A 25169-nucleotide genomic window follows, 5' to 3' on the forward strand; every position below is an offset into this window, starting at 1 on the left:
AAAGGTTCCTTCGTGGCCGGGTCAGGCGAAGAGCCGGCTGAGTGTCGCAAAGCTGGTGGTGATGTCCGGCAGATAGGGCGCCGGCGACTGGTCGTTCTCGACGTAGAAATGCTTGACGCCCGCCGTGTCGTTGAGCGTGAAGATGTCGGCGAAGTCGATCGTGCCCTTGCCGACGCTGGTCATCGCGCCGTCGGCGGTCATGTCCTTGACGTGATAGGCGTAGACGTGGCCGGCCACGCGGCGGATCAGCGCCTTGGGGTCCTGCCCGGCCTTGATCGCCCAGAACAGGTCGATCTCGAGCTTGACCAGCGCCGGATCGCGCTCGGCGATCAGCACGTCGTACAAGGTGCGGTCGCCGACCTTGTTGGTGAACTCGAAGTCATGGTTGTGATAGGCGAAGCCGAGGCCCGCCTTCTTGAGCTCGCCGGCGAAGCGGTTGAAATCGGCGACCGCGCGCGGCCAGGCCTCGGCCGTGCGGTACTGGTCGACCATATAGGGCAGGACGATGGCGTCGGCGCCGAGCGTGCGCGCCATCGCCACCACCGCGTCGAGCTTGCCGGCGAGCGCGTCGTAGCCGACGTGGATCGACGGCGCCTTGAGGCCCAATCGGTCCATCGTCTTGCGGAGCGCGGCATGGTCCATCGTGTCGTAGCCGCCGCCGCCGTACTCGACCTCGCGGTAGCCGATCGTCGCGACCTTCTCGAGCGTGCCCATCGGATCGGCCTGGAACAGCTCGCGCACGGTGTAGAGCTGCAGCCCGATCGGCCGCGAGGCGCGCGCGGCGGCCAGCGGGCCGGCGGCAAGGGCGGTCGCCAGAACTGCACCGCCGGCGAGGATGTGACGTCGCGTTGCCATCATGACGAATAGACCTTGTTGACCTTGGAATAGGGGAAGGCGCCGTCGTACTGGCCCGGCACCGGGAGATATTCGCGCTCCTGGGTGATGCCGATCTCCGAGGTGTAGTAGCCGGAGATGACGAGCTGGCGGAACTTCTCGAAGAAGTCGGCGCCGCCGTCGATCTTGTCCTCCATCGCCAGCGTCAGCAGCGCGTCTTGCTGCTGCGGCGTCGCCTTGGCGGCGGCGACCTTGTAATCGCGTTGGCTGCGCGCCTCGATCGCGTCGAGGCCGGCGACGATCGGCTTCTTGTCCTCGGGCATCGCCCAGTCGGCGAGCAGCTTCTCGATGAACTGCGGCACACCCGCGGCGATCGCGCCCGGCGTGTCGGTGGTCGGGATCACGCGCTCGCTGAGCGCGCTCACCAGCGCCCGCTGCTCGGCGGTGAAGACGCCGGCGCTGGGCGGACCGTCGTTGATCAGCTCGGTCGCGGCGACCTGCCCCGCCGCCCGCGCGATCGGCGCGAACAGCGCGGTGCCGAACATCGCGACGATGCCGGCCATCGCGTCCCTGCGGTCGATAATCACTGCACACCTCCTGTCGAATCGCGGCTCAGCGCCGTTCCGGGCAGCGGGCGCACGCCGGCCGCCAAACTCATTCGCGCAACATACCTCAAGCGGCTTCCTTCCTCAGGCACGGTCGATCTCGCGATAGGCCGCCACCAGCCGGTCCTCGCCGGCACGGCCCTTCAGCGAATTGCCGTGCTCCATGCCGATCACGCCGGCGAACTTCCGCTCGCGCAGCCACTTCACGACATTGCGATAATTGACCTCGCCGGTGCCCGGCTCGTTGCGGCCCGGATTGTCGCCGAACTGGATATAGGCGATCTCGCTCCAGCACGTCTCGAGCGTGTTGATCAGGTTCCCGGCCTGAATCTGCTGATGATAGAGGTCGGCGAGCACCTTCACCGACGGGCTGTTCACCGCGCGGGCGACGGCGAAGCCCTGCGGGATCGTCCGCATGAAGATGCCGGGGTGGTTCACCAGCGTGTTGAGCGGCTCCATCACCATCACCAGCCCGTGCGGTTCGCAGATCTCGGCAGCGCGGCGCATCAGGTCGATGACACGGGCAGTCTGGATCTCGACCGGCACCCGGCGGTCCACGAAGCCGGTCACCACCGTCATCCACTTGGCGTTGAGCCGCTTGGCGACCTCGACCGAGGCACGGACGTCCGCCAGGAACGCCTCGCGCTCCGCATCGTCGTCGCCGCCCAGCACCGGGCGGAAATCGGCCCATCTGGGCATACTCACGACGAACACGCCCATCGTCATGCCGCGGTCCGCCAGCGCCTTCGCCATCGCATTCTGCTCGGCGACCGGGCGGTCGCGCGCCGTATTGTCCTCCCAGGCGCGGAAGCCCTGGTCGGCGGCATAGGCGATCTGGTCGATGAGGCCGCCGCGGCTCGCGAAGCTGCCCTCGTGCGGCGCATAGCCGAGCGAGAAGCGCCCGGCATCCTGCGCGGGGGCCGCGCGCGCCATCGCCGCCGCGCCCGCGGTGGCGGCGCTCGCCGCCAGGACCGATCGCCGGCTGAGCTTCATGCCGCCTCCCCCGCGAGAACGGCACGCGACTTGCCGCGTTCGCGCAGCCAGATGAAGCCGAACACCGCGAGCAGGACGACCGGCAGGATCGCCAGCCGCTGGAAAGAGACCGACGCCGCGGCATCCTCGACCGCGAGCTTCGCCGCGCCGGCCAGCTTCGCAAAGGCTTCGGGGCCGCCGGCGAACTCGATCTTGGCGCGATCGAACATCGCCCCCAGCAGCGGCAGCACGAAGAAGCTCGCGAGCGCCCCCGCCGATCCGACCAAGCCCATTGCCCACGATCCACCGCGCGGATAGCGTTCGGCGACCGAGGCGAGCATCGTCGGCCACATCACGCAGACGCCGAGGCCCCACACCGTCGAGGCGAGGATCGCTGCGACCGGCGACTGCGCTTGGCTCAGCATGAACAGCCCGATCGCGGCAAGCAGGCTCGATACCCACAGCAGCCCGGGATTCGAGATCCGGTTGGCCAGCCGGCCCGCGAAATGGCGGAACACGAACATCAGCGCGTTGACGTAGACCAGCAGCAGGATGCCGCGCATCCCAACGCGGTTCGACAGGGCGACGTCGATCCACTGGCCCGGCGCCAGCTCCGATGCGGCGGTGAGGAACATCGCGCTGAACCAGATGAAGAAGCTGGGGCGGCGGAACACCTCGGTCACCATCTCGCCGAAGCTCACGCCGCTCTGGGCGCGGAGCGGCGGCGGGAAGCTGGTGGTCGCGGCGATCAGGACGGTCGCGGCGGCGGGGATCATCACCAGCGCCATGATCCCCTGCCACGGCAGGGTCGCGGACAGGAAGAAGCCGATCAGCCCGCCGACGATGATCCCGCCGGGGAACCAGGCGTGCAGCACGTTGAGTCGGTGGGTGGTGTCCTCGGGATAGAGCTGCGCGGTCAACGGGTTGATCGTCGCCTCGGTCAATCCCCAGCCGATGCCGCTGACCAGCATCCCGAGCCAGACGAACGTGTAGACGGTCATGCCGCTGGCGAGGTGGCCCGCGGTGACGATCAGCAACGGCCCCAGGATGAAGCACAGGCCGGCTGCCAGCAGGCACCGCTTCATGCCGAGCTGGTCGAGAAAGGCGCTGGCGACGAACAAGGTGATCGCGAAGCTGAGGAAGGCCGCGCCCAGGGCGGCGGCGAGCAGCTCGCCTGCCTGCAGCGGCGCGATCGGGTCGATCCATTCGGCCTTGAGCCCGCTGGCGATCGCACCGCGGATCGCCAGGCTGGAGGCCGCGGTGAACAGGGCCAGCACGCCCAGCCAGAACAGCCGTCCCTTGTTCAACGTCTCGGCCATTGCCGCTCTCCCTCCCCTTGTCGTTCTTGTCCGACCGGCCGTCAGCCCAGCCCCAGCAGCTTGCGATTGAGCCCCGGATCGCTGCCCGCGGCGAAATCGTCAAAGGCGCGCTCGGGCCGGCGGATCATGTGCGCGGCGATGAACGGGGCCCCTTCGCGCGCGCCATCCTCGGGATGCTTGAGGCAGCATTCCCATTCGAGCACCGCCCAGCCCGAATAGCCGAACTGGGTCAGCTTCGAGAAGATGCCGGTGAAGTCGACCTGCCCGTCGCCCAGCGAGCGGAAGCGGCCGGGCCGGTCGATCCAGTCCTGGTAGCCGCCGTAGACGCCCGAGCGCCCGGTCGGATTGAACTCGGCGTCCTTGACGTGGAACATCCGGATGCGCTCGTGATAGATGTCGATGAACTCGAGATAATCGAGCGCCTGCAGCACATAATGGCTGGGATCGTAGAGGATGTTCGCGCGCGGATGGTTGCCGACCGCGGCCAGGAACCGCTCGAAGGTCGCGCCGTCGTGCAGGTCCTCGCCCGGGTGGATCTCATAGGCGAGGTCGACTCCGGCATCCTCGAACGCGGCGAGGATCGGCCGCCACCGCCGTGCCAGCTCGGCAAAGGCTTCCTCGATCAGCCCGGCCGGACGCTGCGGCCAGGGATAGAAGAACGGCCAGGCCAGCGCTCCGGAGAAGGTGGCATGGGCGTTGAGGCCGAGCCGCCTGCTCGCCCTGGCGGCAAGATGGAGCTGCTCGACCGCCCACGCCTGGCGCTCGGCGGGCTTGCCGTGCACCGCCTCGGGCGCGAAGCCGTCGAACGCGGCGTCATAGGCGGGATGGACCGCGACGAGCTGGCCTTGGAGATGCGTCGACAGCTCGGTGATCTCGACGCCCGCCTCGCGGCAGGTGCCGGCGAGCTCGTCGCAATAATCCTGGCTCTCGGCGGCGCGCCTGAGATCGATGCAGCGCGGGTCCCAGGTCGGGATCTGCACCCCGACATAGCCCGCGTCCGCCATCCAGCGGGCGGCCGACGCCAGCGTGTCGAACGGCGCCGCGTCGCCCATGAACTGGGCGAGGAAGACGGCGGGACCCTTCACCGGCGCCCTCCGCGCATCATTTGGTTGCGGTCTTGAGATAGGCGATCAGCGCCTTGCGCTTCGCCGCATCCGGCACCCGCATCACCATCCGCGTACCCGGTACCTTCTGCGTCGGCGCGGCGAGATACTGGTCGAGCGTCTGCTCGTTCCAGCGGATCTTCGAGGCCTTGAGCGCCGTGCTGTAATTAGTGAAGCCCGGCGCGGTCCCGGCCTGCCTGCCGAACAGCCCATGGAGATTGGGGCCCATCGTGCCCTTGGCCCCAGCCTGGAGCGTATGGCACGCGCGGCATTGGCCGAACGCCTGCGCGCCGGGATCGGGCGCAGCCTGAGCCTGCACGGGCGGCAACATGGCCGGTGCGAGCGCTATCGACGCCGCCACCGGCAGCAACCCGACCAAAAATTTCATTATCCTCTCCGGTCTGGAAACGATCGGTCGCCTCATGTAACCGGTCTCGACCGCAGGATGCAACCACTGTCTGACATCGTTATCAATCGAATCGTCGAAACCGAAAGGGAGAGGATGGTCGCGAGCACGCAACGCAGAATCCGCTACGGCATGGCCGGCGGCGGCGAAGGTGCCTTCATCGGCGCGGTACACCGCATGGCGGCGGCGCTCGACGGCGACTATGCGCTGGTCGCGGGCGCCTTCAGCACCGATGCGGAGCGCAATGTCCGCAGCGGCGAGGGGCTCGGGCTCGATCCGTCGCGCGTCTATCCGACCTTCGATGCGCTGATCGCCGGCGAGCGTGCGCTGCCCGAAGATCAGCGGATGGAAGCGCTGGCGATCGTCACGCCGAATCACCTCCACGCGCCGATGGCGATCGCGGCGCTCGACGCCGGCTTCCACGTCCTGTCGGAAAAGCCGATGGCGCTGAACCTCGACGAGGCGCTGGCGATCCGCGACGCGGTTCGTCGCAGCGGCCGTCTCTATGCGCTCGCCTTCACCTACAGCGGCTACCCGCTGGTCGAGGAGGCGCGGCTCCGCGTTGCGCGGGGCGATCTCGGCCGGATCCGGCTGGTGCAGGTCGAATACCTCCAAGGCTGGCTGAGCACGCCGATCGACCGCGAGGGCCAGAAGCAGGCCGAATGGCGCACCGATCCGGCACGTGCCGGGCTGGGCGGATGCCTGGGCGACATCGGCACGCACGCCTTTCAGCTCGCCGAGCACGTCTCAGGCCTCAGGGTCGAGTCGCTCAGCGCCGACCTCACCGTCCACGTCCCCGGCCGGCGCCTCGACGACGACGTCTCGGCGCTGCTCCGCTTCGAAGGCGGCGCGCGCGGCACGCTGAAGGCGAGCCAGGTCGCGGCCGGCGAGGAGAACGGCCTGCGCCTCAGGGTCTACGGCGAGACGGGCGGACTCGAATGGGCGCAGATGGAGCCCAACACGCTCACCCTGCGCTGGCTCGACCGGCCGACGGAAATCGTGCGCGCGGCCGGGCCGGGGCTGGCGCCGGAGACGGCAGGCCGATTCCGTACGCCGTCAGGGCATCCGGAAGGCTATATCGAGGCCTTCGCCAATCTCTACCGCGAGCTCGCGGCGGCGATCCGGGGCGGTGCGGACGTTGCGCCCGCCCTCGGAGAAGCGTGGTTTCCCTCGCTCGACGACGGCCTGCGCACCATGGCCTTCGTCGAGGCGGCGGTCGCGAGCAGCGCGGGCAGCGCGAAATGGACCGATCTGTCCGTTCCCTGAGTGCGCAATCCGGGAAGCTGCTATCGATTGTCAGCTCGCCCATCCTCCGTCACCCCGGACTTGTTCCGGGGGTCACCGTGCGGCCGAGCAAGACGCAAGCACTTCTTGTCCTTCGCTTGCGTTCCGGTGGATGCCGGACCAAGCCCGGCATGACGATCCGGACCGCTCAGAACCTGAAACGCCCGCCCAGCGACAATACGACGGCGTGAGCGTCGCTGAGCTCGCCGGAGGTGAGGATCGGCGTCTGCGCCGGCGTTCCGACATAGGCGGCGGTCACGCGGTCGATCGTCGCGTCGGCGAAGTCGACATAGTTGGCCGCCGCATCGACGGTGAAGCCCGAGCTGACCGCATAGGAGGCGCCCGCACCGAAGTTCCAGCGGTTGGCGTCGGGCACGCGCGCGTCGCGCTCGCCGTCGACGGTCGGGGTGATCGCGCGCTGAACGCCGGCGCGCAGCGTCAGCTTGGGCGAGACGGCATAGTCGACACCGCCGGCAAGGCTCCAGCTGTTGCGATAGTTCTCCGGGAGGGCGGTATTGAGCGGCGCGCCGAGGCGGATCGCGTCGAACTTGTTCCAGGTGAAGCGTACCGCCTGCGCGTTGAGGGTGAGGCGGTTGGTGGCGCGGAAGCGGCCGCCGACGATGATCTGCGCAGGGGTGTAGAAGGTCGCCTCGACATCGGAGAGCGACATGTTCGAGGAGGCGAGCGGCCCGACCAGCCCGCTGATCTCGAGGTCGCCGGTCAGATGATGCTTGATCGCCGACTTGTAGCTGACGCCGACCGTCGCCCAGTCGTTGTGGAGCTGGACGCCCGCGGTCCAGCCCACGTCCCAGCCGTTGCCCTTCAGCTTCTGCCGCCCGTCGGGCAGCGTCGCCTGTACGTTGGGCAGTGCGTTGCTGAGGCTGGCGTCGGTATATTCGACGTTGACGCCGGCGCCGATCCGCAGCCAATCGGTCGCGGCGAACGCGATCGACGGCTGGATGTCGATGGTGAGCAGCTTGGTGCGCGCGGCGCCGTAGCGCGCCCAGCTCGTCGCCGGATAATCGGTGGTGAAGCTGTAGGGCGACGAAACCGCGAGGCCTACCGCGACCCGGCTCGACAGCGGCACCGCGATCGCGCCCGACGGCAGCACGCCGTTGTCGATCGGGTTGCGCGTCGTCGCATCGCCCCCGACCGGCGCGAGCGGCTGGCCCGGCCGGGCGATCAGCGTGCCGGTGTCGGTCACCTCGCCGCGCGGCAGGATCGCGGCGGCGGCGATCGCCGCCTCGATGTCGGTCGCCCCGGCGATCGCGGCCGGGTTCCACCACAGCGACGACGGCCCGGTGTCGGCGACCTCGCCGGAAAAGGCCCGTCCCGCCCCGCGCGCCGACTGTTCCTGGAGGTAGAAGGCCTGGCCGTGCGCGGCGCCGGCGAAGGCGAAGGACGAAAGGCCGACGGACAGCGACAACGCGACCTGGGTACGCAACGACATGGGCGGGGGATCCTGACAAAGGTTAGCGAGGCAGCAAACCGGTCGGAGCGGCTTTCGGTTCCGGCGCGGCGATTAGAGGATTCGTTCTCCATCGTCATCCCCGCGAACGCTGGGATCCGGAGCCAAGCAGGACACCGCCCTTGGATCGCGGCCTTGGCCGGGATGACGGTCGGGAATATGCGCCGCGAACCAGCACCTATATAGGTCCCCCATGTCCGTAAGCCTGTTCGAGCTGTTCAAGATCGGCGTCGGCCCGTCGAGCTCCCACACGATGGGGCCGATGACCGCCGCCTGCCGCTTCGTCGCCCTGCTCCGTCAGCGCGGGATGCTGGAGCGGGCGCACCGCATCATCGTCTCGCTCTACGGCTCGCTCGCGCTGACCGGCTTCGGCCATGCCACCGACACCGCGACGATCGTCGGGCTGCATGGCATCGACCCCGAAAGCGCCGATCCCGATGCGGTGCCGGCGCTGATCGAGCGGGTCCGCGAGTCCGGACGGCTGATGCTCGGCGGCACGCGCCCCATCGCGTTCGACGAGCGCCAGGACATCCTCTGGCTCGGGCGCGAGCAGCTCGCCTTCCATCCCAACGGGATGCACTTCGACGCGCGCGACGAGGAGGGAAGCTCGCTGCTCGCGCGCACCTATTATTCGATCGGCGGCGGCTTCGTGCTCGACGAGGACCAGGCCCGCGCCAACCAGCCGGAGGAGGACAAGATCGACCTCCCCTTCCCGTTCCGCACCGCCGCCGAGCTGCTCGACATGGCGGGCGAGCGCGGGATGACGATCGCCGAGGTCGCGCTCGCCAACGAGGACGCGCAGCGGCCGCATGAGGAGACGCTGGCCGGGATCGACCGCATCGCCGCGGCGATGGAGAGCTGCATCGACCGCGGTCTCGCCCAGCGCGGCGAGCTGCCCGGCGGGCTCAAGGTCGGGCGGCGCGCGCCGCAGCTGCGCGCCTCGCTGCTCGATCGCGCCGAGCGGCTCGCCGCCGACCCGCTGGCGACGCTCGACTGGATCAACCTGTGGGCGATCGCGGTCAACGAGGAGAATGCGGCAGGCGGCAAGGTCGTGACCTCCCCCACCAATGGCGCGGCCGGAATCATCCCGGCGGTGCTGCGCTACTATGACCGCTTCCACCACGGCACCGCGGAGGGGCGCCGCACGTTCCTGCTCACCGCGGCGGCGATCGGCGCGCTCTACAAGCGCAACGCCAGCATCTCCGCGGCCGAGGTCGGCTGCCAGGGCGAGGTCGGCGTCGCCTGCTCGATGGCGGCGGCGGGGCTGTGCGCCGTGCTCGGCGGCAGCAACGCCCAGGTCGAGAACGCCGCCGAGATCGGCATGGAGCACAATCTCGGGCTCACCTGCGATCCGATCGGAGGGCTCGTGCAGATTCCCTGTATCGAACGCAACGCGATGGGCGCGGTCAAGGCGATCGACGCCGCCCGGCTCGCGCTCACCGGCGACGGGCATCACCATGTCACGCTGGACCAGGTGATCGACACCATGCGGCGCACCGGCGCCGACATGAAGGAAAGCTACAAAGAGACCTCGCTCGGCGGGCTCGCCGTGTACGTGCCCAACTGCTGAGTCCTCCAAGGTCCTCCCGCTGGCGGGGAGGATCTGAGGTTGGTCCCCGCGCTTCCCCTCGAAATTGGATGTTTCGCCACGCACCGGATCGAGGGCGAGCTCCAGCAGATGCCGGCCGGATGTCCGCACTCAGGCCGCATAGGACTTGTGCTCCTGCGCAGGCAGGAGCCCTGGATGATAGGGACCTGTGTTTGAGGCCAAGGCTCCTGCCTGCGCAGGAGCACGGCACGGACCGACGTTATCGCGCAGCACTCAGACGGTAGCGGATCCGATACAGGTCCATGCCCCCGTCGTCCCGGTGCCCGGAGAAGATCAGCCGCCCGCGATCGGACCAGTCGAGCATCGGCCCATAAGCATCGCGGTCGTTGTTGACGCTGCCGGGCAGCAGCGCCCCGGCGTCGTAGCGCCCGCGTGACGGCGCGGCATGGAACAGATCGACGCGGTCCTTCCGGAAATCCATCGCGCGGGCGAAGACGATCGTCGCGCCGTCGGCGAGGAAGGTCGCGTCGAACTCGTTGGCCGAGGTGTTGATCGCGCCGGGGAGCGGCCTGGCCGCGGCAAAGCCGTCGCCCCGCCGCCGCGCGACGTAGAGGTCGTGCCCGCCGGCGCCGCCCGGCCGGTCGCTCGAGAACAGCAGCGTGCGCCCGTCGGGCGAGAGCATCGGCGCGAACTCGTTGCCCTTGCTGTTCACCTCCGGCCCGAGGTTCACCGGCTCGCCGAAGCCGCCGCCGGCCACCGCCACGCGGTAGACATCGTCCCCGCCCGAGCCGCCTGCCCGGTCCGAGCAGAAATAGACGAAGCGCCCGTCGGCGGAGAAGGCCGGATCGAAGTCGCGCCCGGCGCTGTTGAACGGGACCGGCCGCGCCGGCTCCCAGCCCCTGGCGGTGCGGCGCGACATCCAGATGTCGTACCCGCCCGCGCCGCCCGGCCGGTCGCGGCTGAACCACAGCGCCGTTCGGTTGTCGGGGCTGAGCGTCAGCCGCACCTCGGAAAAGCGGGTCGATGCGATCCCCGGCGCAAACCGCTGCGCCGTACCTATGATGCTCAGCCGCTCCGCCGGCGCTGCACCGACGAGGACGAGGGCCGGCAGGCACGCTCGCAGGCGTCCGCCAATCTTGGATCGAACCCGCTCCACGCTCCCTCCATGCTGCCGATCAGGTGGAGGAATGACATCGGCGTACGGCCCTTGGCCATACGAACCTCGGCGTGCGAGGCCAAATCAGACTTAGGGTCCCGCTCAGATCACATCAGGTATCGGTGCTCCTGCGAAAGCAGGAGCCCAGGCCGCAAGCGAGACTTCCGTGACACTGCTTCTGCTTTCGCAGGAGCCCGGATCGCGCCGGCCAGTCCCCGTTCATCCGCCCGATGCTCTTGGGAAACCCCGGACGATTCCCCATGTGAGCAGGCGTGACGGCGTATCGATCCAGTCCTCGGGACCGCATCGGCCCGGCGATCGCGGCGATCGCGGTGCAGGCGCTGCTCGGCTATGCGCTGGTCGTCGGCCTGGCCGTGCACTTCACCCAGCGGCCGAGCGACGATCTCAAGCTGTTCGGCGTCACGCCCGAACCGCCCCCTCCCCCGCCGGAGAAGGTCGTCCCCGATCCGGTCCGCAACACGCGCCCGGAGGGCGAGGCCTCGCCGCCGAACCTGCGCTCCAAGGCGACCGAGATCGCCGCCCCGCCCCCGGTCATCCCGATCCCCCTGCCCGCGCCCGTCGTGGCCGCGCCCAAGCCCCTGACCGGCAACGAGGCCTCGACCGGCGCCGCTCCGGTTCCGGGCCCCGGCACCGGCGCCGGCGGGATCGGCGACGGCACCGGCAGCGGCGGCTCCGGGGACGGCGACGGCGGCGGCTGGGAGGACGAGACGCCGCCGCGGCAGATCAGGGGCAGGATCACCGATTCCGATTTTCCCGACGACATCGTCGATGCAAATTTCGACGGCACCGTCGGCGTGCGCTACGGCATCGGGACCGATGGCCGCGTCACCGATTGCGAGGTCGCACGTTCGAGCGGCAACCCTCGCCTTGACGTCTATACGTGCAGCCTTATCGAGCGGCGTTTCCGCTTCAGGCCCGCGCTCGACGGACAAGGCCGGCCGGTACCTTCAACGATGGTCCAGAACCACAGCTGGCGCCTCGAGATCGAACCGCCGGAGGAGGAGCGGTAACCGGCGGCGGCCCTCGCCCGGCACCCTCCTCAACCGAACACCAGCGAGCGATGCGCCGCCACGCCCGCCATCACCCCGTCGGCCACCGCCCAGCTCACGCTGTGCGGCGCGCGGGCGATGTCGCCCGCGGCATAGACGCCCGGCACCGTCGTCTTCTTCTCGCCGTCGGTACGCACGACCGGGCCCATCGGCCCCTCGTCAACTGCACAGCCCAACTGCCCCGCGAGCGGGCTGGCGAGATGCGAGCGCGGCGCGACGAACAGCGCGTCGATCGCCCGCCGCCGCCCGTCCGCGAAGCGGACGTGCGACAGTCCGGCCCCCTTCCCCTCCAGCCCGGCGAGCGGCGCCGGCTCGATCGCCACGCCGCGCCGCACCAGTTCCGCCTCGCTCTCGGCGTCGAGCACCGCCTGCCCGTCGAGATAGAGCGTCGTCGGTCCCCATTCGGCGATCAGCATCGCGCCATGGATCGAATTCGGCATCGTGTAGAGCACGCCGAGCTGCTCGTCGGCGAACTCGAACCCGTGGCAATAGGGACAATGCAGCACGGTCTTGCCCCAGCGCTGCTCGAGACCCGGCAACGGCGGCAGGACATCGGTGAGCCCGAAGGCGAGCACCACCCGTGCCGCAGCCAATGTCTCGCCGCCGGCCAGGCTGACGACGAATCCTTCCCCTTCGGGCCGCGCCTCCACCGCCTCGCCATCGACGATGCCGACGGTCGGATAGGCCGCCACCTGCGCCCGCGCCGCCGCCAGGATGGCGCGCGGATCGCTGCCGTCGTGGCTCAGGAAACCGTGCGATTCGTCGGCGAAGCGATTGCGTGGCCGCCCCGCGTCGACGACGCACACCCGCCGCCGCGCCCGGGCGAGATAGGTGGCGGCGGACAGGCCGGCGAAGCTGCCTCCCACCACGATCGCGTCGAAATCCGCGGAAGCATCAAGCGGCATGGACTTTCTCCAGGTCATAGGGGCCGCGCGCGATCATCCGCGCGTGGAAATCGGCACTGAGCTCGGCAAGCGTCACCTCCCCGAGCCGGGCGAGCAGCAGCGCCTCGGCATCGTGGAAGGCCTGTTCCAGCGCGGCGTTCACCGCCTGCTCGACCAGGCAGCCGGGCGCTTCGGTCCGGTTGCCCATCGCCAGCAGCTCGGGCGAGCCGAGCGCGTCGTAGACGTCGCGCAAGGTCACGGTGGAAAGGTCGCAGGCGATCGTCCAGCCGCCGCCATGCCCCTTCTCCGAGCGCACATAGCCCCGCTCGCGCAGGCCCGCCATGATCCGCCGGATCACGACGGGATTGGTGCTCATCGCCTTGGCCAGCAGCTCCGAGGTCACGGGACCGCTGTGTTCGGCCATATGGAGCAGGACGTGGAGCACGCCCGACAATCTGCTGTCGCGTCTCATGAAACTTTATATGTTGCGTGATTTGCGGAAAGTCAATCGGATCGAGCTGCCGTTCGGCGTTGGGGTCGACGCCTTCCGGGTGCCCCAACTCCAGCCCGCCCGCGCCGGAATGACCGCCTCAATCCCCTGTGAACCCGAACGGCGACACGCCCGCCTCCCGCTCGCTCACCACCAGCGTCCGCCCGGCCGGCGGCGCCGAGCGCTGCGGGCAGTCGGGGCGCGTGCACGCCCGGCAGCCGAGGCCGATCGGTACCGCCTCGCCGTTGAGGTCGATGCCGCGCGCGGCGGCGAGTCCGCCGGCAAGCTCCGCCGCCAGCCCCAGCGTCACCGCGAACCGCGCGTGCACCGCTCCGCTCCAGCCGCCCGCCGGCCCGACGCAGCGCGAGCTGGTGAACCAGCGGCTGCCGTCCTCCAATGCCACCAGCTGCACGATCCGCTCGTCCGGCCGGGTGAAGGCGGCGAACAGGTCCCACAGCGGACACAACCTCGGCCCCTCGGCCAGCGGCGATCCGCTCGCCCCGGCGAAGCGTTTCGACACCTGCCCCGCCCGGTCGCTGCGCAGCATGAAGAACGGCAGCCCGCGTCCGCCCACGCGTTGCAAGGTCGTGAGCCGGTGCGCCACCTGCTCGACGCTGGCGCCGAAGCGGCGGCGCAGCAGCTCGAGGTCGTATCCGGTCGCCTCGCACGCGCGCAGGAAACGAGCGTAGGGCATCATCACCGCCGCGGCGAAATAGCCGCTAAGGTGACGCCGGAACAGCCGCTCGGCGGTGCGATCGGTGAAGCCGGCGCCACGGGCGAGGGCGTCGATCTCCGCCCGCGCCTCGGCAAGCCCGAGCTGCCGCGCCAGCGCGAACGTCCGCGAAGCCGGATCGAGCGTCTCTGAAAGCTGGAGCTGGCGCGCATGGAAATCGAGCCGCACGCGCACGTCGGGCAGCACCTCGATCGGCAGGATGCGGATCGACAGCTGGTGCTTGACGCGCAGCCGCTCCGCCATTGCGCCATGGAGGTCACCGGCGCCCTGGCGCAGATCGTCGGCCAGCGCTTCGGCGGCGGCGTCGAGATCGGCGAAATGCCCCCGCCACCGCTCGATCTCGCGTCGCACCAGCGCGCCTGCGTCGGGCGATTCCTCGGCCGCCGTGCCGCCCGCGCCGATCCGGTCATAGGCGCGCGCGAACGCCTCCGCACCGCCCGGCGCGCCGGCCAGCCATTCCTCCAGCTCCGACCGGTCGATCTCCAGGTCCGCGAACATCGGATCGGCCAGCCGCCGCCGGATCGCCTCCGCGCCGCCGCCCGGATCGCCAGCCGCCAACGCGCGCGGGTCGAAATCGAACGCCTCGGCCAGCCGCAGCAGCAGGGTCGCGCTCAGCGGCCGCTGGTTCTTCTCGACCAGCGTGAGATAGCTCGGCGAAATCCCCAGCATCTCCGCCATCACCGCCTGGGTCAGCCCATGCTGCCGCCTGAGCCGCCGCACCGCATGGCCGGCGAGAAGCTTGCGCTGCATCATTTTCCGCTTTCCTACAGCTAGATGTTTTCGTTACGTTCCACCCAAACTCCTCCCCGGCACGGGAGAGGGACCGCGCACGAAGTGCGTGGTGGAGGGGGCTCTCCTCTCGGCTGTCGCTTGCGGCCCACCCTCTCCACCATCGCTCCGCGATGATCCCCTCCCCGGGCCGGGAGGAGCTGAGGTTTGTAAATTATTTACACGCTTTCAAAGGAGTCAACTAGCCAAAATACAGCCTTACCTCGAAGCCACGCCATCGACCATAGTCAACTTGGTCAAGATTTCCTTACAGAAGGATCGAACCTGTCAAGGAATGAACAATGCCGACCACCTTCGAAGACCTCATCCCTGCCCCGGCCGGCCGTTTCGACGGCATCGTGCGGCCCTATTCGGCGGACGATGTCGCGAAGCTGCGCGGTTCAGTGCCGGTCGAGCACACGCTCGCCCGCCGCGGCGCGCTCAGGCTGTGGGAGCTGCTCCGGAGCGAGGACTATATCAATGCCCTCGGCGCGCTCAGCGGCAACCAGGCGATGCAGATGGTCCGCGCAGGGCTGAAGGCGATCTATCTGTCGGGCTGGCAGGTCGCGGCCGATGCCAACACCGCCGGGCAGATGTACCCGGACCAGTCGCTCTACCCCGCCAACGCCGGCCCGGAACTCGCGCGCCGCATCAACGCGACGCTGCAGCGCGCCGACCAGATCGAGCATATGGAGGGCGGCGCCGGCCGCGACTGGTTCGCCCCGATCGTCGCCGACGCCGAGGCCGGCTTCGGCGGACCGCTCAACTGCTTCGAGATCATGAAGGCGTACATCGCCGCCGGCGCCGCGGGCGTGCATTACGAGGACCAGCTCGCGTCCGAGAAGAAGTGCGGCCATCTCGGCGGCAAGGTGCTGATCCCGACCCAGGCGCACGTCCGCAACCTCGACGCGGCGCGGCTGGCGGCGGACGTCTCGGGCGTGCCGACCCTGGTCATCGCCCGCACCGATGCCGAGAGCGCGAAGCTGATCACCTCCGACGTCGACGAGCGCGATCGCGAGTTCCTCACCGGCGAGCGCACGCCGGAAGGCTTCTTCCGCCTGAAGGAGGGCACCGGCGTCGACCATTGCATCAAGCGCGGCCTCGCCTTCGCCAGCCACGCCGACCTGCTGTGGTGGGAGACCTCGCACCCCAATCTGGACGATGCGAAACGCTTCGCAGAGGCGATCCGGCGCGAGCATCCGGACAAGCTGTTGGCCTATAACTGCTCGCCGAGCTTCAACTGGGAGAAGAACCTCGACCGGGACACCATCGCCCGCTTCCAGCGCGAGCTCGGCGCGATGGGCTACAAGTTCCAGTTCGTGACGCTCGCCGGCTTCCACCAGCTCAACCACGGCATGTTCGAGCTGGCGCGCGGCTACAAGGATCGCGGCATGGCGGCCTATTCGGAGCTGCAGCAGGCGGAATTCGCGTCCGAGGCGGACGGCTACACCGCGACCAAGCACCAGCGCGAGGTCGGCACCGGCTATTTCGACCTGGTCGCGACCACGCTGGCCGGCGGGCAGAGCTCGACCACCGCGTTGGCGGAATCGACCGAGGCCGCGCAGTTCACCGCGGCCGCCTGAGATCCGAGAAGGAAGGAGAAGACCAATGCCTCAAGAACCCGTCCGCAGCCGCGCCGTCTTCTCGACGGAGGACTTCGGCCTGATGAAGGAAGCGATCGGCGACTACGTCCGCAGGATCGCCGACGAGCCGCGCTCGGCCAAGTTCAGCAATCTCTACCACCGTCTCGGCCGCCTCGGCTGACCGAACTCAACTGGGCCCCGGCCTTCGCCGGGGTCCCGGCTCCTTCGGAGCCTAGGGCTTTCCTGGGGAGGAAAGGTGCCCGTCGGCGGAGCGATCCGCCGGCGGGCATTACCGCGAAGGGCTCTAGCCGATCGTCTGCCCCGTCTTCGCCCAGTCCGCCAGGAAGCCTTCGATCCCCTTGTCGGTGAGCGGGTGCTTGACGAGCTGGCGGATCACCGCCGGCGGGGCGGTCATCACGTCGGCGCCGATCCGCGCGGCCTCGTAGACGTGGATGGGATGGCGCACGCTCGCGACCAGGATCTCGGTGTCGAAGTCGTAGTTGTCGTAGATCTGCCGGATGTCGGCGATGAGCTGCATCCCGTCGAAGCCGACGTCGTCGTGCCGGCCGACGAACGGCGATACAAAAGTCGCTCCCGCCTTGGCCGCGAGCAGCGCCTGGTTGGCGGAGAAGCACAGGGTCACGTTCACCATCGTGCCGTCGCTGGTCAGCGCCTTGCAGGTCTTGAGGCCGTCGATGGTCAGCGGCACCTTGACCGCGACATTGTCGGCGATCTTCCGCACCACCTCGGCCTCGCGCATCATGCTCTCATGGTCGAGCGCGACGACCTCGGCCGAGACGGGACCGTCGGTTATCGAGCAGATCTCCTTCACCACCTCCAGGAAATCGCGTCCCGCCTTGTGGATCAGCGAGGGATTGGTGGTGACGCCGTCGACGAGCCCGCTCGCGGCGAGATCGCGGATTTCGGCGGTATCGGCGGTGTCGACGAAGAATTTCATGATTCGGGTCCTGCAATGGATTCGGCGCTCGGTAGCCTGTCCGCCCGCTCAAGGCGAGTGCGGAGGCGCGATCGCAGCGACCGTGACGATCTTGCTCCTGCCGCTACGAAGGGCGATAGCATCGCCGATGCGCCTGCTCCTGGTTTGCCTTGCCGCCATGCTGCTCGCTGCCGCGCCGGCGCGCGCGCAGCAGACCGACGAGCAGATCTGGCTGGCGGCGAATGCGACGACGCAAGCCGGCGATACGATGCTCACCTTCGAGACGGTCGGCCGCTTCAGCGACGATGCCGGCGGCTTCTTCCATGCCGAGGTCGGCGGGCTTGCAAGCGTGTCGGTGGCGAACGGCGTCGAGCTCGCCTTCGGCTATCGCCATGTCGAGGATTGGGACCATGGCCATGCGCTGCCCAACGAGGAGCGGCTGCGCCAGATGGTGACGGTGGCGATCGGCGGGGGTTTCGCCGTGCGTGCGCGATTCGAGCAGCGCTTCAACTCGAGCGGCAACGAGGTGGGGTTTCGCGTGAGGCCGCAGCTGCGCTTCACCTATCCGCTCACGCGCAGCGGCCTGTCGCTGCTCGCGACGCACGAAGCCTTCGTCGATGCGAACACCACCCGATGGGGGCAACGGCGCGGATACGAGCGGATGCGCAACACCATCGGCCTGTCGATCCCGCTGCTGAAGGCGCTTCGCGGCGATCTCGGCTACCTCAACCAGTATCGCTTCGGCCGGAACGGTGCGCGCGACCGGATGGATCACGCGATGACCTTCGCGCTCAACTATTCCTTCTGAAGCAGCAGCACCGAACGCGCTCCCCCGGCGGCTCGACCGATCCCGCGCAGCAGCTGTTCGGCCTCGACCATCGTCCCCTGTTTCCCTCCGGCGCCGGCCATCCTAGGTGGGGGTGATGGCACGGGCACGCGTGATTGTCATGAATTCGGCGCTGGGACCGCTCGACTATCGCGTGCCGCGCGGCATGGAGGTCGAGCCGGGCGCGATCGTGGTCGCGCCGCTGGGGCCGCGGCAATTGCTCGGCGTGGCATGGGAACCGGAGCGGCTCGCCACGGAAGAGGTCGGCGACAACCGGCTGCGCAACCTGCTCGCGGTAGCCGATGCACCGCCGATCCCCGCGCCGCTCCGGCGGCTCGTCGAATGGACCGCCGATTATTACCTCGCCCCGCTGGCGGCGGTGCTGAGGATGGCGCTGCCCTCGACCTCGGCGCTGGAGGGCGGCAGGACAATCGTCGAATATCGCGCGACCGGGAAGACACCCGAGCGCATGACTGCGCAGCGCGAGCAGGCGTTGGAGCGGATCGGTGACCGGCAGGGGCTGATCCGCGAGCTCGCCACCATCGCCGATGTCTCCGAAGGCGTGATCCGCGGACTGGTCAAGGCCGGCGCACTGGAGGGGACCGCCGTCGACCTCGACAGCCCCTATCCCGAGCCCGACCCAGACCATGCGCCGCCCGAGCTCACCAGGGACCAGGCCTATGCCGCCGGCATCCTGCAGGCATCCGTCGCGGCGAAGGGCTTCGAGCCTTTCCTGCTCGACGGCGTCACCGGCTCGGGCAAGACCGAGGTCTATCTGGAAGGCGTGGCGCAGGCGCTCCGCGAGGGCAAGCAGGCGCTGGTGCTGCTGCCCGAGATCGCGCTGACCGAACCGTTCCTCAAGCGCTTCCACGCGCGGTTCGGCGTCGAGCCGGTAGCGTGGCATTCCGGCCTCAGGCAATCGCAGCGTCGCCGCGCCTGGCGCCAGATCGCAGCCGGGCAGGCCAAGGTGGTGGTCGGTGCCCGCTCGGCATTGTTCCTGCCCTACCCGAGGCTCGGGCTGATCGTGGTCGACGAGGCGCACGAGACCAGCTTCAAGCAGGAGGACGGCGTCCATTACCACGCGCGCGACGTCGCGGTGATGCGCGGACGGTTCGAGGGCTGCCCGGTGGTGCTCGCCTCCGCCACCCCGGCGATCGAGACGCGTCACCAGGTCGAGCTCGGCCGCTACCGCGAGCTCAAGCTGCCCGGCCGCTACGGCAAGGCCGAGCTGCCGGCGATCGCGGCGATCGACCTCCTCGCCGAGCCGCCGGAGCGCGGCCGCTGGATCGCCCCACGGCTCGTCCGCGCGATCGACGAGACGCTGGACCGCGGCGAGCAGGTGCTGCTGTTCCTCAACCGCCGAGGCTATGCGCCGCTGACCTTGTGCCGCACCTGCGGGCATCGCTTCCAATGCCCCAACTGTACCGCCTGGATGGTCGAGCATCGGCTGATCCGCCGCCTCGCGTGCCATCATTGCGGCCACGTCATTGCGACGCCCCGCGCCTGCCCCGAATGCGAAAGCGAGGACAGCCTGGTCGCCTGCGGCCCCGGCGTCGAGCGCATCGCCGACGAGGCCAGAGCGCTGTTCCCGGACGCGAAGATCGCGATCGTCACCTCCGACACCATCTGGTCGCCGGCCAAGGCGGCGGAGTTCGTCGGACGGATGGAGGCGCATGACATCGACATCGTCGTCGGGACCCAGCTGGTGACGAAGGGCTACCATTTCCCGAATCTGACGCTGGTCGGGGTGATCGACGCCGACCTGGGCCTCGAAGGCGGCGACCTGCGCGCCGCCGAGCGCACCTTCCAGCAGATCATGCAGGTCGCCGGCCGCGCCGGCCGCGGCGAGAAGCCGGGCACGGTGCTGGTCCAGACCCACGCACCCAAGGCCCGCGTGATCGAGGCGCTGGTCTCGGGCGACGCCGAGGCCTTCTACGCCGCCGAGACCGAGGCGCGCCGCGACGCCGATGCGCCGCCGTTCGGCCGCTTCGCCGCCATCCTGGTGTCGAGCGAGGACAAGGCGGCGGCCGATGAGACCGCCCGCATCATCGCCCGTGCCGCGCCGCGGGTGGACGGCATGGACGTGTTCGGCCCCGCCCCGGCTCCGCTCTCGATGCTGCGCGGGCGCCACCGCTTCCGCCTGCTGGTGCACGCGACGCGGCAGCTCGACGTGCAGGACGTGATCCGCGACTGGCTGGGCGCACTGGACTGGCCGGCGAAGGTGCGGGTGGCGGTGGATGTCGATCCGTATAACTTCCTCTGAGGTCTGTCCGGATGAAGTGGATCGTGCTCCTGCGAAGGCAGGAGCTCGGACGCCGTATCATCTGCACAGGGGTGACGTCATGGCGCCTTGCAAGCCTCGCCGCGACCTGCGACACGCGCGCAGGTGCGTTTCCTGCTCGCCCTGTTCGCCCTGCTGGCCTTCGCGACTCCGGCCCGTGCCGACGACATCGCCGCGGCCGGCCGCGGCGTGGTGCGGGTCGTCACCATCGCGGTGGTCGAGGGTGAGGTGGTCGGCTTCGGCCATGGCAGCGGCTTCGCCGTCGCGCCCAATCGCATCGTCACCAACGCCCATGTCGTCGAGCCGGCGGCGCGCTATCCCGACAACGTCCTGATCGGCATCGTCCCCTCGGCGGGCGACAAGAGCTATCAGGGCAAGCTGATCGCGGTCGATCCCGCGCGCGACCTGGCGCTCATCGAATTCTCGGGCGTGAGCCTGCCGCCGCTGACGCTCTACGCGGGGCCCGCCGACGAGGGCGACGCGCTGATCGCGCTCGGCTATCCCGGCAACGTCGACGTCGCCACCGCCCAGTCGATGAGCGACTTCATCCGCCCGCAGTCGCCGGTGCGCTCCCAAGGCGTCTTTTCGGGCGCGCGGTCGATCGCCGGCGTCAACATGCTGCTCCACACCGCCAACATCGCGCGCGGCAATTCGGGCGGTCCGCTGCTCGACCGCTGCGGGCGCGTGGTCGGCGTCAACTCGGCGATCACCAACGGCGAGCAGGGCGATGCGAACTTCGGCTTCGCCATCGCCGATTCGGAGCTGACCGCGTTCCTCCGTGAGGCCAAGCAGCCGGTCGCGTCGGTCGGCGTACCCTGCCTTTCGCTCGAGGATCGCCTCGCCGCTGACACCGCCGCCGCAGCCAGCGCGCGCGAGCAGGCCGAGGCGCAGGCGACCGCCGCCGCGGCGCAGACTCGCGCCGATCGCGAGGCCGCGCTGGCCGAGGCGCGTGACCGCAACCTCACCATTCGGGAGAACTTCATCGGCGCGGCGACGCTGCTGCTGGTGCTGGGCGCGCTCGGGCTCGGAGGCGCCGGGCTGCTCGCGACGCGACGCGACCCGCGAGCACGGCAGGCGGCGATCGCGGGCGGAGCCGTGATGGCGGTCGCGGTGATCGTCTTCCTCCTGCGCCCCGGCTTCGATCCCGATTCCGTGAAGGCCGCGTCGCCCAAGCCGCGGGCCACGGCCACCGATCCCGGCACCGGCAGGATGATCTGCACGCTCGACCCCGCGCGCAGCCGTGTGACGGTGAGCGCGACGCAGGACGTGGCGCTGAACTACGGCGGCGACGGCTGCATCAACGGCCGTACCCAATATGCCGAGGACGGCCACGGCGGCTGGGAACGCATCCTGGTGCCCGACGAGGAAGCAACCGTCTCGATCCTCAATTATCAGCCGACGACCCGAACCTACAGCAGCACGCGCTATCTGCTGGGCGACGATGCGATGAAACGCGCCCGCGAGCTGAGGAAGGGCGTGACGCTCAAGACCTGCTCGGCCGATCCCACCGCCCGCGCCGCGCTCGCCAGCCAGCAATCGGCGATCCGTTCGTCGCTGCCGCCGCGCTGGAATGAGCGGCTGGTCTATTCGTGCAAGACGGTGCCCTGACCCCCATCAGGCACGATCGATCCGTGCCGCGAAGCAGCCGCGCTTGGCGTTGTGGGCGTGGAGATAGGCTACGCGGGGATCGGCGAAGAACTTGATGATCCGCCGATCAAGTTCGCGTCCCTCGAATACGTCGGCATCGGTCATCATGCCGTCGGCATCGAACGCCCGGACCGAGAGCAGCCGAATGGCGAGCGATTCCGGCACGACATCGACGAACTCCGCGGCTTCCTCCGCACCCTCGTGCACGAAGATGGCGTGAGCGCTGCGATAGGGGGTCGCGACCGGCAGATGCTCGTAGTTGACCAGCAGCACCGCCTCGCCCGGATCGACGTCGACGAGCGTCACCCGGCACGGCGCGTCGGGCTTTTCGGTCACCGTCATGCGGACGACGTGCTCGGCCGCCAATGCTTGGTCGTCGAGACCATAGAGGTGGCGGAACTGGGCTGGATCGAGCCCGCGGATGCGATAGGCCGTCATTTCGCCCCTTCGCGCTTCCTGAGCGCGAGCTTGCGGTCGACGCCATAGGCATAGCCGCCGATACTGCCGTCGCCGCGCTGGACGCGGTGGCAGGGGATGATCACAGCGACGTTGTTGGCGCCGCACGCCGTCCCGGCCGCACGCACCGCGCCGGGGTTGCCGGCAGCGGCAGCGAGCTGGGCGTAGCTCAGCGACTCGCCCGCGGGAATCCGGCGGAGCGCTTCCCACACCGCCTCCTGGAAGGCGGTGCCCTGCACATCGATCGGCAGATCGGTATGGCGGCCCGGGCTCTCGACCTCGCTCACCACCCGCGCGGCGAGCTCGGCGAGCGCGGCGCCGCCCTGGACGATCTCCGCCAAGGGGAAGCGTGCGGCGAGGCTCAGCGAATCCTCGTCGAAGGCGACGCGGCACAGGCCCTTGTCGGTCGCGGCGATCAGCAAGGGGCCGAGGCTGGTCTCGGCGATCGTCCAGCGGATCGTCACGCCCGCGCCGCCGTTGCGCCAGGCGCTCGGCGTCATGCCGAGCCGGGCGTTGGCGGTCTCGTAGAAACGGCTCGGGGCCGAATAGCCGGCGTCGTAGATGGCATTGGTCACCGTCTCCTCCGCCGTCAGCGCCTCGGCCGCGCGGCGCGCACGCAGGCCCCGGGCATAGGCGGCGGGCGTGATGCCGGTCGCGCGCTTGAACAGCCGGTGGAAGTGGTGCGGGGCGTAGCCGACCGCGGCGGCCAGCTCCTCCAGCCCGATCGGCTCCTCGGCCTTCTCGAGCATCGCCACCGCCTCGGCGACGGCGACACGGTCGCGACCGACCTCGTCGGGCTTGCAGCGCATACAGGCGCGGAAGCCTGCCGCCTGCGCTTCCTCGCCATCCGGGAAGAACAGCACATGCTCGCGCTTCGGCCGGCGCGCCGGACAGCTCGGCTTGCAGTAGATGCCGGTGGTGGTGACGGCGCCGACGAAGCGGCCGTCGAAGCGCCGGTCGCGCCGCTCGAAGGCACCCCAGGCGGTGTCGGGATCGATGTCCTGTGTCATGGGCATGGATATAGATAGGTCGTTTTCCCGCCGCGTCCCGCACTTTGCGGCCAAACCATTTTTCGTCATGGCCTCTCTAAGCCCCTCCCCTTAGGGGAGGGGTTGGGGTGGGGGCTATCCGCAGGCCAGTCAGCCTGCCGCACTTCCCCACCCCCAACCCCTCCCCTGAAGGGGAGGGGCTAGGAAATCCTTGACTTCTGCGAACCCCTCCCCCACATGCTGCACTTGCGAAGCCCTAGACGGGCAGCGTGATTGGGCGGACTACCGCCCCGGCCCGGCTTCGCTTCCCAAGCTTCCCTCGTCACGCGGGTCGCCAAACTCTGGCCCCGTCGTATCGCGCACCCGCGTCGGGTCGCGCGCGCCGACTCCGATTTTGAGTCAACAACCACTATGCAATTTTCCGATCTCGGGCTGTCACAGCCCGTCCTCGCCGCGCTTGCCGCCAAGGGCTATGCCGAGCCGACGCCGATCCAGGCGAAGGCGATTCCGGCCTTGCTCGACGGCCGCGACCTGCTCGGCATCGCCCAGACCGGCACCGGCAAGACCGCGGCCTTCACCCTGCCCTCGATCGACCGGCTGGTCGCCGCCAACAAGCGCGCGCTGCCGCGTCAGTGCCGGATGCTGGTGCTCGCCCCCACCCGCGAGCTCGCCGCGCAGATCGCCGAGAGCGCGCGCGGCTATGCCAAGGGCAGCCGCCTCTCCGTCGTCACCGTGTTCGGCGGCACCTCGCTCCACAGGAACCGGCAGGACCTGTCGAAGGGTGTCGACATCCTCGTCGCCACGCCCGGCCGGATGCTCGACCTGATCGAGGAGGGACATCTGTCGCTCTCCGCGGTCGAGATCTTCGTGCTCGACGAGGCCGACCAGATGATGGACCTGGGCTTCATCCACGCGCTGAAGCGCACGGTGAACTTGCTGCCGAAGAAGCGGCAGAGCCTGTTCTTCTCGGCGACCATGCCCAAGGCGATCCGCGAGCTCGCCGGCCAGTTCATTCACGATCCGGTCGAGGTAAAGGTGACCCCGGTCGCCTCCACCGCCGAGCGGGTCGAGCAGTATGTGACTTTCGTCAACCAGGCGGAGAAGCAGGCGCTGCTGACGATCGTGCTCCGCAACGAGGCGATCGATCGCGCGCTGGTGTTCACCCGCACCAAGCACGGCGCCGACCGCGTCGTGAAGCTGCTCGGCGCGAACGGCATCGTCGCCCACGCCATCCACGGCAACAAGTCGCAGCCGCAGCGCGAGCGCGCACTCGGCGACTTCCGTTCGGGCAAGGTCCGCATTCTCGTCGCGACCGACATCGCCGCGCGCGGCATCGACGTGACCGGGGTGAGCCATGTGTTCAACTTCGAGCTGCCCAACGTTCCCGAGCAATATGTCCACCGCATCGGCCGCACCGCGCGCGCCGGCCGTGATGGCATCGCGATCAGCTTCGTCGCCGACGACGAGCGCGCGTACCTGCGCGACATCGAGCGGCTGACGCGCCAGCGCCCGACGGTCACCCCGCTGCCGGAGAATTTCCAGGCGCAGGCGGCCGAGATCGTCAAGAGCCGCGCGCCGGTGGCGATCGGCCGCGACGAGGTCAACGGCCGCCGCGGGCGCGACATGCAGCGCCCCGGAACCGGCCAACGCGAAGGTCAGGGCGAGCGCCGCCACTTCCCTGCGAAGAAGCGCTTCCATGCCCGCCCCGCGGGCAGCGGCAGCGGCGGCGGGCAGCGCCGGCAGGGCGGCGGGCGCTAGAACCTTGTTGACGCGTCATCCCGGCTTTCGCCGGGATGACGCGTCAATACG

23 protein-coding genes are annotated in these 25169 nt (G+C 69.4%); 9 read left to right on the top strand and 14 right to left on the bottom strand.

Annotated features, from left to right (window positions below; genetic code table 11):
- Positions 1-21 precede the first annotated feature (21 nt).
- The 6 genes from ACMGER_RS01760 to ACMGER_RS01785 all read right to left on the bottom strand — a co-directional run bounded on the left by ACMGER_RS01760 (position 22) and on the right by ACMGER_RS01785 (position 5221).
- Positions 22-858 (bottom strand): sugar phosphate isomerase/epimerase family protein, encoded by an 837-nt coding sequence (locus ACMGER_RS01760; RefSeq protein WP_436810407.1) that lies wholly within the window; start codon positions 856-858, stop codon positions 22-24.
- The gene (locus ACMGER_RS01765) at positions 855-1418 is read right to left on the bottom strand and encodes a gluconate 2-dehydrogenase subunit 3 family protein (RefSeq protein WP_436811641.1); all 564 of its coding nucleotides are present in this window, start codon (positions 1416-1418) and stop codon (positions 855-857) included. The genes ACMGER_RS01760 and ACMGER_RS01765 overlap by 4 nt, the downstream gene beginning before the upstream one ends.
- Before the next feature lie 105 nt (positions 1419-1523).
- The gene (locus ACMGER_RS01770; RefSeq protein ID WP_436810408.1) at positions 1524-2432 is read right to left on the bottom strand and encodes a hydroxypyruvate isomerase family protein; all 909 of its coding nucleotides are present in this window, start codon (positions 2430-2432) and stop codon (positions 1524-1526) included.
- Positions 2429-3730: an MFS transporter gene (locus ACMGER_RS01775; protein ID WP_436810409.1), complete on the bottom strand. Its 1302-nt coding sequence runs from the start codon at positions 3728-3730 to the stop codon at positions 2429-2431. Before ACMGER_RS01775 ends, ACMGER_RS01770 begins: the two co-directional genes overlap by 4 nt.
- Positions 3731-3771: 41 nt before the next feature.
- A complete protein-coding gene (locus ACMGER_RS01780; protein WP_436811642.1) occupies positions 3772-4782 on the bottom strand; it encodes a sugar phosphate isomerase/epimerase family protein in 1011 nt (336 codons plus the stop codon).
- Positions 4783-4831: 49 nt separating this feature from the next.
- Positions 4832-5221: a c-type cytochrome gene (locus ACMGER_RS01785; protein WP_436810410.1), complete on the bottom strand. Its 390-nt coding sequence runs from the start codon at positions 5219-5221 to the stop codon at positions 4832-4834.
- 114 nt (positions 5222-5335) lie between these two features.
- Between ACMGER_RS01785 and ACMGER_RS01790 the strand changes: the two genes are divergently transcribed.
- Positions 5336-6505, top strand: coding sequence for a Gfo/Idh/MocA family protein (locus tag ACMGER_RS01790; protein ID WP_436810411.1), 1170 nt, complete (start codon positions 5336-5338; stop codon positions 6503-6505).
- A gap of 166 nt (positions 6506-6671) precedes the next feature.
- On the opposite strand, the gene ACMGER_RS01795 is transcribed toward ACMGER_RS01790, so the two are convergent.
- Positions 6672-7973 (bottom strand): OmpP1/FadL family transporter, encoded by a 1302-nt coding sequence (locus ACMGER_RS01795; protein WP_436810412.1) that lies wholly within the window; start codon positions 7971-7973, stop codon positions 6672-6674.
- Between the two features lie 211 nt (positions 7974-8184).
- Here ACMGER_RS01795 and ACMGER_RS01800 point away from each other — a divergent pair, with 211 nt between their 5' ends.
- Positions 8185-9561, top strand: a complete 1377-nt coding sequence (locus tag ACMGER_RS01800) for an L-serine ammonia-lyase (RefSeq protein WP_436810413.1) — start codon at positions 8185-8187, stop codon at positions 9559-9561.
- Between the two features lie 238 nt (positions 9562-9799).
- Here ACMGER_RS01800 and ACMGER_RS01805 read toward each other — a convergent pair whose 3' ends face one another.
- A complete protein-coding gene (locus tag ACMGER_RS01805) occupies positions 9800-10696 on the bottom strand; it encodes a TolB family protein (protein WP_436810414.1) in 897 nt (298 codons plus the stop codon).
- 272 nt (positions 10697-10968) lie between these two features.
- Between ACMGER_RS01805 and ACMGER_RS01810 the strand changes: the two genes are divergently transcribed.
- A complete protein-coding gene (locus tag ACMGER_RS01810; RefSeq protein WP_436810415.1) occupies positions 10969-11727 on the top strand; it encodes an energy transducer TonB in 759 nt (252 codons plus the stop codon).
- A gap of 29 nt (positions 11728-11756) precedes the next feature.
- Here ACMGER_RS01810 and ACMGER_RS01815 read toward each other — a convergent pair whose 3' ends face one another.
- From ACMGER_RS01815 to ACMGER_RS01825, 3 genes are all read right to left on the bottom strand, one after another.
- Positions 11757-12671, bottom strand: coding sequence for an NAD(P)/FAD-dependent oxidoreductase (locus ACMGER_RS01815; RefSeq protein WP_436810416.1), 915 nt, complete (start codon positions 12669-12671; stop codon positions 11757-11759).
- Positions 12661-13122 (bottom strand): Rrf2 family transcriptional regulator, encoded by a 462-nt coding sequence (locus ACMGER_RS01820; RefSeq protein WP_436810417.1) that lies wholly within the window; start codon positions 13120-13122, stop codon positions 12661-12663. Before ACMGER_RS01820 ends, ACMGER_RS01815 begins: the two co-directional genes overlap by 11 nt.
- 118 nt (positions 13123-13240) lie before the next feature.
- Entirely contained in the window at positions 13241-14626 is a 1386-nt protein-coding gene (locus tag ACMGER_RS01825; protein ID WP_436810418.1) for a helix-turn-helix domain-containing protein, read from the bottom strand.
- A 317-nt stretch (positions 14627-14943) separates the two neighbouring features.
- Here ACMGER_RS01825 and aceA point away from each other — a divergent pair, with 317 nt between their 5' ends.
- Positions 14944-16224: an isocitrate lyase gene (aceA, locus tag ACMGER_RS01830; RefSeq protein WP_436810419.1), complete on the top strand. Its 1281-nt coding sequence runs from the start codon at positions 14944-14946 to the stop codon at positions 16222-16224.
- A 25-nt stretch (positions 16225-16249) separates the two neighbouring features.
- Entirely contained in the window at positions 16250-16405 is a 156-nt protein-coding gene (locus ACMGER_RS01835; RefSeq protein WP_436810420.1) for a hypothetical protein, read from the top strand.
- 123 nt (positions 16406-16528) lie between these two features.
- On the opposite strand, the gene fsa is transcribed toward ACMGER_RS01835, so the two are convergent.
- On the bottom strand, positions 16529-17182 hold the full coding sequence (gene fsa / locus ACMGER_RS01840) for a fructose-6-phosphate aldolase (RefSeq protein ID WP_436810421.1): 654 nt from the start codon (positions 17180-17182) through the stop codon (positions 16529-16531).
- A gap of 127 nt (positions 17183-17309) precedes the next feature.
- On the opposite strand from fsa, the gene ACMGER_RS01845 reads away from it, so the two are divergent.
- The 3 genes from ACMGER_RS01845 to ACMGER_RS01855 all read left to right on the top strand — a co-directional run bounded on the left by ACMGER_RS01845 (position 17310) and on the right by ACMGER_RS01855 (position 21876).
- The gene (locus ACMGER_RS01845) at positions 17310-17969 is read left to right on the top strand and encodes a DUF2490 domain-containing protein (protein WP_436810422.1); all 660 of its coding nucleotides are present in this window, start codon (positions 17310-17312) and stop codon (positions 17967-17969) included.
- Between the two features lie 115 nt (positions 17970-18084).
- Positions 18085-20250: a primosomal protein N' gene (locus ACMGER_RS01850; RefSeq protein ID WP_436810423.1), complete on the top strand. Its 2166-nt coding sequence runs from the start codon at positions 18085-18087 to the stop codon at positions 20248-20250.
- A 123-nt stretch (positions 20251-20373) separates the two neighbouring features.
- Positions 20374-21876: a S1C family serine protease gene (locus ACMGER_RS01855; protein WP_436810424.1), complete on the top strand. Its 1503-nt coding sequence runs from the start codon at positions 20374-20376 to the stop codon at positions 21874-21876.
- A 6-nt stretch (positions 21877-21882) separates the two neighbouring features.
- Here the strand turns inward: ACMGER_RS01855 and ACMGER_RS01860 are convergent, their stop codons facing one another.
- Together ACMGER_RS01860 and ada are read right to left on the bottom strand one after the other, a co-directional pair.
- Complete coding sequence (locus ACMGER_RS01860; RefSeq protein ID WP_436810425.1) at positions 21883-22353, bottom strand: DUF1203 domain-containing protein; 471 nt, start codon at positions 22351-22353, stop codon at positions 21883-21885.
- The gene (gene ada / locus ACMGER_RS01865; RefSeq protein ID WP_436810426.1) at positions 22350-23387 is read right to left on the bottom strand and encodes a bifunctional DNA-binding transcriptional regulator/O6-methylguanine-DNA methyltransferase Ada; all 1038 of its coding nucleotides are present in this window, start codon (positions 23385-23387) and stop codon (positions 22350-22352) included. Before ada ends, ACMGER_RS01860 begins: the two co-directional genes overlap by 4 nt.
- 384 nt (positions 23388-23771) lie before the next feature.
- Between ada and ACMGER_RS01870 the strand changes: the two genes are divergently transcribed.
- Positions 23772-25118 (top strand): DEAD/DEAH box helicase, encoded by a 1347-nt coding sequence (locus tag ACMGER_RS01870; RefSeq protein ID WP_436810427.1) that lies wholly within the window; start codon positions 23772-23774, stop codon positions 25116-25118.
- Positions 25119-25169 lie beyond the last annotated feature (51 nt).

The organism is Sphingomonas astragali, from assembly GCF_051400615.1.
Lineage (GTDB): Bacteria > Pseudomonadota > Alphaproteobacteria > Sphingomonadales > Sphingomonadaceae > Sphingomonas.

Excerpts from the sequence above, each read along its gene's own strand:
- ACMGER_RS01760 (WP_436810407.1), bottom strand. The coding sequence starts at position 858 with ATGATGGCAACGCGACGTCACATCCTCGCCGGCGGTGCAGTTCTGGCG.
- ACMGER_RS01770 (WP_436810408.1), bottom strand. The coding sequence starts at position 2,432 with ATGAAGCTCAGCCGGCGATCGGTCCTGGCGGCGAGCGCCGCCACCGCG.
- ACMGER_RS01775 (WP_436810409.1), bottom strand. The coding sequence starts at position 3,730 with ATGGCCGAGACGTTGAACAAGGGACGGCTGTTCTGGCTGGGCGTGCTG.
- ACMGER_RS01780 (WP_436811642.1), bottom strand. The coding sequence starts at position 4,782 with ATGGGCGACGCGGCGCCGTTCGACACGCTGGCGTCGGCCGCCCGCTGG.
- ACMGER_RS01785 (WP_436810410.1), bottom strand. The coding sequence starts at position 5,221 with ATGAAATTTTTGGTCGGGTTGCTGCCGGTGGCGGCGTCGATAGCGCTC.
- ACMGER_RS01790 (WP_436810411.1), top strand. The coding sequence starts at position 5,336 with ATGGTCGCGAGCACGCAACGCAGAATCCGCTACGGCATGGCCGGCGGC.
- ACMGER_RS01795 (WP_436810412.1), bottom strand. The coding sequence starts at position 7,973 with ATGTCGTTGCGTACCCAGGTCGCGTTGTCGCTGTCCGTCGGCCTTTCG.
- ACMGER_RS01800 (WP_436810413.1), top strand. The coding sequence starts at position 8,185 with ATGTCCGTAAGCCTGTTCGAGCTGTTCAAGATCGGCGTCGGCCCGTCG.
- ACMGER_RS01815 (WP_436810416.1), bottom strand. The coding sequence starts at position 12,671 with ATGCCGCTTGATGCTTCCGCGGATTTCGACGCGATCGTGGTGGGAGGC.
- ACMGER_RS01820 (WP_436810417.1), bottom strand. The coding sequence starts at position 13,122 with ATGAGACGCGACAGCAGATTGTCGGGCGTGCTCCACGTCCTGCTCCAT.
- ACMGER_RS01825 (WP_436810418.1), bottom strand. The coding sequence starts at position 14,626 with ATGATGCAGCGCAAGCTTCTCGCCGGCCATGCGGTGCGGCGGCTCAGG.
- aceA (WP_436810419.1), top strand. The coding sequence starts at position 14,944 with ATGCCGACCACCTTCGAAGACCTCATCCCTGCCCCGGCCGGCCGTTTC.
- ACMGER_RS01835 (WP_436810420.1), top strand. The coding sequence starts at position 16,250 with ATGCCTCAAGAACCCGTCCGCAGCCGCGCCGTCTTCTCGACGGAGGAC.
- fsa (WP_436810421.1), bottom strand. The coding sequence starts at position 17,182 with ATGAAATTCTTCGTCGACACCGCCGATACCGCCGAAATCCGCGATCTC.
- ACMGER_RS01845 (WP_436810422.1), top strand. The coding sequence starts at position 17,310 with ATGCGCCTGCTCCTGGTTTGCCTTGCCGCCATGCTGCTCGCTGCCGCG.
- ACMGER_RS01850 (WP_436810423.1), top strand. The coding sequence starts at position 18,085 with ATGGCACGGGCACGCGTGATTGTCATGAATTCGGCGCTGGGACCGCTC.
- ACMGER_RS01860 (WP_436810425.1), bottom strand. The coding sequence starts at position 22,353 with ATGACGGCCTATCGCATCCGCGGGCTCGATCCAGCCCAGTTCCGCCAC.
- ada (WP_436810426.1), bottom strand. The coding sequence starts at position 23,387 with ATGCCCATGACACAGGACATCGATCCCGACACCGCCTGGGGTGCCTTC.
- ACMGER_RS01870 (WP_436810427.1), top strand. The coding sequence starts at position 23,772 with ATGCAATTTTCCGATCTCGGGCTGTCACAGCCCGTCCTCGCCGCGCTT.